The organism is Martinezella lusitana (assembly GCF_900094565.1).
GTDB lineage: Bacteria > Pseudomonadota > Alphaproteobacteria > Rhizobiales > Rhizobiaceae > Rhizobium > Rhizobium lusitanum.
Map to the genome: position 1 here is coordinate 556,342 of NZ_FMAF01000005.1, position 8,660 is coordinate 565,001.

General features: G+C 62.9%; 8 protein-coding genes. 7 read left to right on the forward strand and 1 reads right to left on the reverse strand.

Translation table 11 applies throughout. The annotated features are described in order from the left end of the window. The first annotated feature begins 147 nt into the window (after nt 1-147). From uvrB to GA0061101_RS14925, 4 genes are all read left to right on the forward strand, one after another. The gene (gene uvrB / locus GA0061101_RS14910) at nt 148-2,991 is read left to right on the forward strand and encodes an excinuclease ABC subunit UvrB (protein ID WP_092573874.1); all 2,844 of its coding nucleotides are present in this window, start codon (nt 148-150) and stop codon (nt 2,989-2,991) included. 196 nt (nt 2,992-3,187) lie between these two features. After that, nucleotides 3,188-3,646, forward strand: coding sequence for an SRPBCC family protein (locus tag GA0061101_RS14915; RefSeq protein ID WP_037202524.1), 459 nt, complete (start codon nt 3,188-3,190; stop codon nt 3,644-3,646). Nucleotides 3,647-3,807: 161 nt separating this feature from the next. After that, the gene (locus GA0061101_RS14920) at nt 3,808-4,932 is read left to right on the forward strand and encodes an adenylate/guanylate cyclase domain-containing protein (RefSeq protein WP_092573844.1); all 1,125 of its coding nucleotides are present in this window, start codon (nt 3,808-3,810) and stop codon (nt 4,930-4,932) included. Nucleotides 4,933-5,347: 415 nt separating this feature from the next. After that, entirely contained in the window at nt 5,348-5,560 is a 213-nt protein-coding gene (locus GA0061101_RS14925) for a cold-shock protein (protein ID WP_034504664.1), read from the forward strand. A gap of 365 nt (nt 5,561-5,925) precedes the next feature. Here the strand turns inward: GA0061101_RS14925 and dusA are convergent, their stop codons facing one another. Then, nucleotides 5,926-6,939 carry a tRNA dihydrouridine(20/20a) synthase DusA gene (gene dusA / locus GA0061101_RS14930; protein ID WP_092573845.1) on the reverse strand — a complete coding sequence of 338 codons (1,014 nt, stop codon included), beginning with the start codon at nt 6,937-6,939 and terminating at the stop codon, nt 5,926-5,928. 142 nt (nt 6,940-7,081) lie between these two features. Between dusA and GA0061101_RS14935 the strand changes: the two genes are divergently transcribed. The 3 genes from GA0061101_RS14935 to GA0061101_RS14945 all read left to right on the forward strand — a co-directional run. Then, entirely contained in the window at nt 7,082-7,777 is a 696-nt protein-coding gene (locus GA0061101_RS14935) for a fumarylacetoacetate hydrolase family protein (RefSeq protein WP_092573846.1), read from the forward strand. A gap of 16 nt (nt 7,778-7,793) precedes the next feature. Next, a complete protein-coding gene (locus GA0061101_RS14940) occupies nt 7,794-8,324 on the forward strand; it encodes a gamma carbonic anhydrase family protein (RefSeq protein WP_037202530.1) in 531 nt (176 codons plus the stop codon). Nucleotides 8,325-8,397: 73 nt separating this feature from the next. After that, the coding region (locus GA0061101_RS14945; protein ID WP_037198188.1) for an IS5 family transposase at nt 8,398-8,660 on the forward strand (263 nt) is incomplete at its 3' end.

An 8,660-nucleotide genomic window follows, 5' to 3' on the forward strand; every position in this document is an offset into this window, starting at 1 on the left:
GGACTTTCGGATCGGCGATAACGCACCAGCCGCCTCTGGGTTGTAACACATTCGACATCATCGACGAATGGAAAAATCCGCTACGCTGTTTCCCTTTTGTACTCTTTGCCCCTTCACATCGGCGCGTTCTGTCGCCATATTCGCCGCATGGCCAGATCACCGAAAAAATCCCCCGCCCCGTCCGGTTTCGAAGAGGCGCCGCAGGCATCGTTTGAAGGTGCGCCGCTCAGCGGCGGCGTCGCCGATTGGGTGAAGCAGCTGGAAGCCGATGCCGAAATGTCTGGCGTCGAGACGCAGCGGCAGATCGCCTCGAAGGCTGGCAAGCACCGCAAGAAGGTGGAAATCGCCGCCTCCAAATCGGCGCGCGGCACCTCCATGGGCGGCTCGACCGATCCGAAGACGCGCGCCGCCGCAGGCTTGAACCCGGTCTCCGGCATGGATACATCGCTGGAAAACGCCGCCAATGCCGGCACCGCGGTAACGGCAACGGTCGAGGCTTTGTCGGCGCTGATCGAAAGCGGCAATCCGCTTTTCAAGGACGGCAAGCTCTGGACGCCGCACCGCCCTGCCCGGCCGAACAAATCCGAAGGCGGTATCCCGATCCGCATGGCGTCGGACTACGAGCCCGCCGGCGACCAGCCGACCGCCATCCGCGATCTCGTCGAGGGCCTGGACAATGGCGAACGCAGCCAGGTGCTGCTCGGCGTCACCGGCTCGGGCAAGACCTTCACCATGGCCAAGGTGATCGAGGCAACGCAACGCCCTGCCGTGATTCTCGCGCCGAACAAGACGCTGGCAGCTCAGCTCTATTCCGAGTTCAAGAACTTCTTCCCCGACAATGCGGTCGAGTATTTCGTCTCCTACTACGACTACTACCAGCCGGAAGCCTACGTGCCGCGTTCGGACACTTTCATCGAGAAGGAATCCTCGATCAACGAACAGATCGACCGCATGCGCCACTCGGCGACGCGCTCGCTGCTGGAGCGCGACGACTGCATCATCGTTGCCTCGGTTTCCTGCATCTACGGTATCGGCTCGGTCGAGACCTATACGGCAATGACCTTCCAGATGAATGTCGGCGACCGCCTGGACCAGCGCCAGCTCCTCGCCGACCTTGTGGCGCAGCAATACAAGCGCCGCGACATGGATTTCATTCGCGGCTCCTTCCGTGTGCGCGGCGACACCATCGAGATCTTCCCCGCCCACTTGGAGGATGCCGCCTGGCGCATCTCCATGTTCGGCGACGAGATCGACGCCATCACCGAATTCGACCCGCTGACCGGCCAGAAAACCGGCGACCTGAAATCGGTGAAGATCTACGCCAATTCGCACTATGTCACCCCGCGCCCGACGCTGAACGGCGCCATCAAGGCGATCAAGGAAGAGCTTAAAATCCGGCTCGCCGAACTGGAAAAGGCCGGACGTCTGCTCGAGGCGCAGCGCCTGGAGCAGCGCACCCGCTACGACGTCGAAATGCTCGAAGCCACCGGCTCCTGCGCCGGCATCGAGAATTATTCGCGCTATCTCACCGGCCGCAATCCCGGCGAGCCGCCGCCGACGCTGTTCGAATATATCCCCGATAACGCGCTGCTGTTCATCGACGAAAGCCACGTCTCGGTCAGCCAGATCGGCGGCATGTATCGCGGCGACTTCCGGCGCAAGGCGACGCTGGCCGAATACGGCTTCCGTCTGCCCTCCTGCATGGACAACCGGCCGCTGCGCTTCGAGGAATGGGACGCCATGCGCCCGGATACGATCGCGGTGTCGGCGACGCCGGGCAGCTGGGAGATGGAACAGTCCGGCGGCGTCTTTGCCGAACAGGTCATCCGTCCGACCGGCCTGATCGACCCGCCGGTCGAGGTCCGCTCGGCCCGCAGCCAAGTCGACGACGTGCTCGGCGAGATCCGCGAGACAGCCGCCAAGGGCTATCGTACGCTCTGCACCGTGCTGACGAAGCGCATGGCCGAGGACCTGACGGAATATCTGCACGAACAGGGCGTGCGCGTGCGCTACATGCACTCCGACATCGACACGCTGGAGCGCATCGAGATCATCCGCGACCTGCGCCTGGGTGCGTTCGACGTGCTTGTCGGCATCAACCTCTTGCGCGAAGGTCTCGACATCCCTGAATGCGCCTTGGTCGCCATTCTCGACGCCGACAAAGAAGGCTTCCTGCGCTCGGAAACCTCGCTCGTCCAGACCATCGGCCGCGCCGCGCGTAACGTCGACGGCAAGGTTATCCTCTATGCCGACACCATCACCGGCTCGATGCAGCGGGCGATGGACGAGACCAGCCGCCGCCGCGAGAAGCAGATGGCCTACAACCTCGAACACGGCATTACGCCGGAATCGGTAAAGGCGAAGATTTCCGACATTCTCGACAGCGTCTACGAGAGGGACCATGTCCGCGCCGATATCGGCGGCGCCTCCGGCAAGGGCTTTGCCGATGGCGGCCACCTCGTCGGCAACAACCTGCAGACCCATCTCAACGCGCTGGAAAAGGCCATGCGCGATGCCGCCGCCGACCTGGACTTCGAAAAGGCCGCACGCCTGCGCGACGAGATCAAGCGCCTCAAGGCGGCGGAACTGGCCGTCATGGACGATCCGATGGCAAGAGAAGAGGCGAAGAGTCTCGAAAGCGGCAAGGGTGGCCGGCCCAATCCTTCGAAGCCCCGCCCTTCCGGCTCCGCACCTCAGGGCGAGGAGGCCGCCAGTGCAGTCTCGACCAAAGAGGGCGGAACGCAGGGCTCCTATTTCGCCAAACCCAGCCTCGATGAAATGGGACCCGGCAGCGATGTCGGCACGCCGCTTTTCCGAAAGAATACGCTCGACGAGATGACCGTCGGCCGCACCGAAAAGCCGATAATCGGCAAGGTGCCCGACAAGCCGGTCATCCGTGCGAAGCCGGGCGTCGGCTCCTATGAAGATCCGGTGGACGAAAAGCAGCGCAAGGGACGAACGAAGGGCAAGACGGGACGACCCGGACGATAGAGGCATCGGCCTCAACGGAAACCCGTTGCCCGAGGCCGCCCTTTTATGAGGAGTGGCGCACGCGAGCATCGAGCCATGTCTTGCTGGCAAGGCGCCTGCTCCTACATGACATCATGTGAGGAGGACCGCTGAGGGATGTGAGGCGCTCGGCCGCAGCTCGTTTTGGCGGGGAAACGATAGACCACGGGAGAGACCGATGTCAGAGCCTCTAGTCGTCCGCCGCGAGACTCATGTCTCGGCGCCACCCGCCGCATTATTTGCACTGCTGACCGACCCCGAAAAGATCCTGCGCTGGATGGGCACGGAAGCGCAGATCGAGCCGCAGCCCGGCGGCCTCTATCTGGTCAACGTCACCGGCACCCGCTTCGCGCGCGGTTCGTTCCGCGAGGTCGTCCCGGTTCATCGCCTGGCCTACAGCTTCGGCTGGGACGGCAGCGAGGAGGTTCCGCCGGGGTCTAGCCTGGTCGAGATCGATCTGATCGAGGAACCACCGAACGGAACGCTGCTTCGCCTCACCCATACCGGCCTGCCGACAGCGGAGCAATGCGAAGGCCATGCGAAGGGCTGGGCCCATTATCTCGATCGTCTCGCCGAAGTCGCGGTCGGACGCGACCCCGGCCCGGACTGGTGGCACGGGCAAGACGGCCAGCGCTGACGGTGCTCGAGACACAGTGCCGGTAGGCCCAGCGGGCTGATATACCGGAGTTGTAACCTCGAAAGCGCTCACCAGTGCATCGAGCTATTGCGCCTGCACCAAACAATCGCGGTAGCAGCGAGGCGGATGACAGCCTGCAACCGCCGTGGCATGATCGCGGCATGGATTTGCCCGCCCCCCTTGCCTGGCTGGTAGACGAAGCCGGCACCTCGCCCAGCCCCGAACGCTTCCTGGCCGATCTGGGCAGTCGGCTGCTGTCGACCGGCCTGCCACTTGCCGGCGGCGCCCTGACGCTCGCTGTCCCGCATCCGATCGTCACGCAACGCACGTGGCTGTGGCAGGCTGAGACGGGTGCCGTGATCGAGGCCCTGGGCTTTGCCGGCACGTCCCTTGGCCAAGCCGGACACGACTGGCTTGGCGGGCTCGGCCCGATATACGAGGAGACGATCGGCACGGCGCCGGACAGCCCTGTGCTGGGCTGGGCCGGTGCACAGCCGTTCGATCCCTCCGCGGTCGACCGACTGCGCCAGGTCGCGCGCTTTGCCGCGGCCCCTCTCGCGGGCCTCGCCGCGCGCGCGGCGCTATCCGCCCTGCTCGAAGCCTATCTCGGACGAAGGAGTGCCGCCCGCGTGCAGGACGGCGCGCTGCGCCGCAGCACCGGTGAGACCATCCGCGCCGCCCTCCTCTGCGCCGATCTCAGGGATTTCACCGCCCTTTCCGAGGCGACCGAGCCGACTGCAGTGATCGCCGCCCTCGACGCCTGGTTCGACCGCGTCGCCGGCGCCGTGCATGCCTTCGGCGGCGAGGTGCTCAAATTCATCGGCGATGGCGTCCTGGCGATCTTCCCGGTCACGGGAACGCCGGCTGAGGCCTGCGAAGCAGCGCTGCGCGCCGTCGCCGCCATCCGCGCCGGCATGGCCCATCTCGACGCGACCCGCCTGACGCAAGGGCTGCCGCCGCTCCCCTTCGGCACGGCCCTGCATTTCGGCGACATGCTCTGGGGCAATATCGGCGCCGCCGACCGTCTGGACTTCACCGCCATCGGCCCCGCCGTCAATCTCGTCAGCCGGCTCGAAGGCCTGTGCAAGCCGCTCGGCCGCAACGTCCTCATCTCGGGCGCGGTGGCGGCGGAGACGAACATGGTGCTGCTTCCGCTGGGAGAGCATGAATTGCGGGGGATTGTTGAGCCTTGCGTGGTGTTTACTTTGGTGGAGAACGGCGAAGAGAAGAAGACAGCCGGATTGACCATGGTCCCGACTTCGGGAAGCCCTTCGCGAGGTGCGTAAGCAGCGACACGATTGGCGAGAATCTACGGCCAACCAGATCGGGCTAACGCGTAGCAAAACGGTAAAAGGCAAGTCCGCATTGACTCATAATACTTAACGGAACCACCGATCGAGAATAGGATGAAGCACCTAAGGCCTTCGAACCCATTGATTCCTTGCCCATTTCAGCCACCAAATAAAACACCCCTTGCCTTTTTCCAAAAACCCTGTCACCCATATGCATGCTCGGGCATTTGCATGCCGGTGACTGGACTGATTTGGTGATCCGCTTGCGGCAGGCAGCGGTTGGGTTCCGACCCGCGCAGACGTTCTTTCCCCGTACGTGACTTCTCGACTGGCTTTCGCATGTCGCGGAGGCAAAGCCGTCTGGGTTTCCCCGGATAAACTAAGACTGATGGGTAAAGGACTATCCCCCATGGCCACCAAGGGCACCGTAAAATTTTTCAACCAGGACAAGGGTTTTGGTTTCATCACTCCTGATGGCGGCGCGAAGGACGTTTTCGTCCACATCTCCGCTCTCCAGGCTTCCGGCATCCAGTCGCTGCGCGAAGGCCAGCAGGTCACGTTCGACACCGAGCCGGATCGCATGGGCAAGGGCCCGAAGGCCGTCAACATCCAGGCTTCCTAAGCCTCTGGTGACAGCCTGATTAAGGTTTTTGACGGCGTGGTGCAAACCGCGCCGTTTTCGTTTGTGAGGCCTTGGCGTTTGCCCGGCTGGGGCAACCCTCGTCCTTCGAGGCTGCGGCCCCTTTGACAAGCTCAGGGCCTTCCGCACCTCAGGGTGAGAGTGGAGTTAGCCTCACGGCGTTGTTCAAAGCCAATTTTCGATCAGATCCGGTCGCGGTCGATTAGAGCATTTCCAGGAAAAGTGCGAAGCGGTTTTCCGTCTGGAATGCGTAAAGAAACAAAAAGATAGAGCGTTTTCGCGATTCGAAGAAAAGCGAGAACGCTCTAGCCCTCGTGGCAAGGTGGCCCGAAGGCCCCTCGAACCCCTCAAGCGCTCGCCCGCTCACCCTCACCGGCGAAATCCACCGCGGCGAAAGCCGCCGCAATCACCTCCGGCCCGGTGCCCGGCTTGTTTGCGTCGGTAGAGAGAATTTGCCGGTAGCGGCGCGAGCCGGGCAAGCCGGTGAAGAGGCCGACCATGTGGCGGGCGACATGGTGCAGGCGGCCGCCATTGGCGATATGGCGCTCTGCATAGGCCATCATCCGGTCGCGCAGATCGTTCCAATCGGCCTCAACGGCCGGATCGCCGAAGAAGCGATGGTCAACGTCGGCGAGGATGGCCGCATTCTGATAGGCGGCGCGGCCGAGCATGACGCCGTCGACATGGGCAAGATGCGCCCCGGCCTGATCCAGTGTCTGGATACCGCCATTGATGCCGATAAACACATCGGGCCAACGCTGCTTCATGCGATAGACGATGTCGTAGTCCAGCGGCGGGATCTCGCGGTTCTCTTTCGGTGACAGTCCCTTCAGCCAGGCCTTGCGCGCATGGATCCAGATCGCGTCGGCACCGGCGTCGAGCACGCGACTCATCAGCTCAGGCAGCGCCTCTTCCGGCTCCTGTTCATCGACACCGATGCGGCATTTCACCGTGACGGGGGCCTTCGATACCGCCTTCATCGCTGTGACGCAGGCAGCCACCGTCTCCGGCGTCAGCATCAGGCAGGCGCCGAAGGTGCCGGACTGCACACGGTCCGAAGGGCAGCCGACATTGAGGTTGATCTCGTCATAGCCATAGGCTTCCGCAATCCGCAGCGCCTCGGCAAGCTTGGCCGGATCGGAGCCGCCGAGCTGCAGGGCGACGGGATGCTCGCTCGCATCATGGCCCAGCAGCCGGTCGCGTGGACCGTGAATGATCGCATCCGCCACCACCATCTCGGTATAGAGTAGCGCATGGCGGCTCATCTGCCGGTGCAGATATCTGCAATGCCGGTCAGTCCAGTCGATCATGGGAGCCACCGCAAAGACCTTGCGGCCGTTTTTCAGCGCGTCGCTATACATGGGATACCTTTCTGCCTCGCGCTCTACACCAAAACCTTTCCGAAGGCCAGTTTTCCCGGCAGCGACAATGATGCTAGGTTGCCGCATGGAGTCGGAAGGCAGCACGCCTTTCCGAAAGCAATGAGAGTTTCGAAAAGCCCATATGAACGCCCCGCTTACGACAGTTATTCCAGTACCCGCCGCCGTCCTCTTGCCAATCGAGGGTGAAGCCGAGCTCTTTCCGGTGCGCCGCGTCTACTGCGTCGGCCGCAACTATGCCGACCACGCCATCGAGATGGGGCATGATCCCAGCCGCGAACCGCCGTTCTTCTTCCAGAAGAATCCGGACAATCTGCTTGTTTCGAGCGATTTCCCCTATCCTCCGTTGTCATCGGACGTGCATCACGAGGTGGAGCTTGTCGTCGCGCTGCGCAGCGGCGGAGCCGACATCCCGGTCGAGCAGGCGCTCGACTGCGTTTATGGCTATGGCGTCGGCATCGATTTCACCCGCCGCGACCTGCAGGGCGAGGCCAAGAAGCTTGGTCGTCCCTGGGAGATCGGCAAGGCCTTCGAGCATTCCGCGCCCGTTTCCGCGCTCGTCCCGGCCACCCGCGTCGGCCACCCCGACAAGGGCGGCATCTGGCTGATGCGCAACGGCGAAGCGGCCCAAAGAGGCGACCTCTACCAGATGATCTGGAAGGTGCCTGAGGTCATCGCCGAGCTGTCCAAGCTCTTCACGCTGGCGCCAGGCGACATCATCATGACCGGCACGCCCGCCGGCGTCGGTCCCGTTGCGCGTGGCGACAGGATCAGCTGCGCCGTCGACGGCGTCGCGACGCTGATGCTGAACGTCATTTGATCGAGGAGGACGAACCATGCCGCTCTACGCCCTTGCCGACCTGACACCGAAAACACCCGGTCCCGACCTTTATTGGATCGCACCGGATGCGAGCGTGATCGGCAAGGTCGAGATCGGCGAGGATGTCGGCATCTGGTTCGGCGCTGTGCTGCGCGGCGACAACGAGCCGATCGTCATCGGCAAGTCCACGAATATCCAGGAAGGCGCGATGGTGCACACGGATCCGGCCTTCCCGGTCACGATCGGCGAAGGCTGCACCATCGGCCACCACGCCATCATCCATGGCTGCACCATCGGCGACAACTCACTGATCGGCATGGGAGCGACGGTGCTGAACGGCGCGAAGATCGGCAGCAATTGCCTCGTCGGCGCCAATGCGCTGGTCACCGAAGGCAAGGAGTTTCCGGACGGATCATTGATCGTCGGCGCCCCGGCAAGAGCGATCCGCACGCTGGACGAGGCCGCCATCGAAGGCCTGCGCCGCTCGGCCCGCAATTATGTCGCCAATTGGCAGCGCTTCGCCCGCGATCTCAAGAGACTGGATTAGGTCACATACCCATAAAATAGTTTTTGTTTTTAATGGATTGTGATTCACTGCTTCCGTTGATTTGGAGGCAGTGATGGCTCGCTTTGATTTGACGGATTTCGAATGGTCGGTGATTGAACCGCTTCTTCCAACGAAGGTACGCGGCAAGGCGAGGGTTGATGATCGGCGGGTGCTGAATGGTATCTTCTGGCGACTGAGAACGGGTGCGCCCTGGGCGGATATCCCGGCTCGATATGGTCCCTATACCACCTGCGTAAATCGCTTCAACCGGTGGCGCCATGCTGGGCACTGGGAGCGTATTCTCAACGCAATATCAGAAGCTTACGATGGCGACAT

Excerpts from the sequence above, each read along its gene's own strand:
- GA0061101_RS14940 (WP_037202530.1), top strand. The coding sequence starts at position 7,794 with ATGCCGCTCTACGCCCTTGCCGACCTGACACCGAAAACACCCGGTCCC.
- GA0061101_RS14935 (WP_092573846.1), top strand. The coding sequence starts at position 7,082 with ATGAACGCCCCGCTTACGACAGTTATTCCAGTACCCGCCGCCGTCCTC.
- GA0061101_RS14915 (WP_037202524.1), top strand. The coding sequence starts at position 3,188 with ATGTCAGAGCCTCTAGTCGTCCGCCGCGAGACTCATGTCTCGGCGCCA.
- uvrB (WP_092573874.1), top strand. The coding sequence starts at position 148 with ATGGCCAGATCACCGAAAAAATCCCCCGCCCCGTCCGGTTTCGAAGAG.
- GA0061101_RS14920 (WP_092573844.1), top strand. The coding sequence starts at position 3,808 with ATGGATTTGCCCGCCCCCCTTGCCTGGCTGGTAGACGAAGCCGGCACC.
- GA0061101_RS14925 (WP_034504664.1), top strand. The coding sequence starts at position 5,348 with ATGGCCACCAAGGGCACCGTAAAATTTTTCAACCAGGACAAGGGTTTT.
- dusA (WP_092573845.1), bottom strand. The coding sequence starts at position 6,939 with ATGTATAGCGACGCGCTGAAAAACGGCCGCAAGGTCTTTGCGGTGGCT.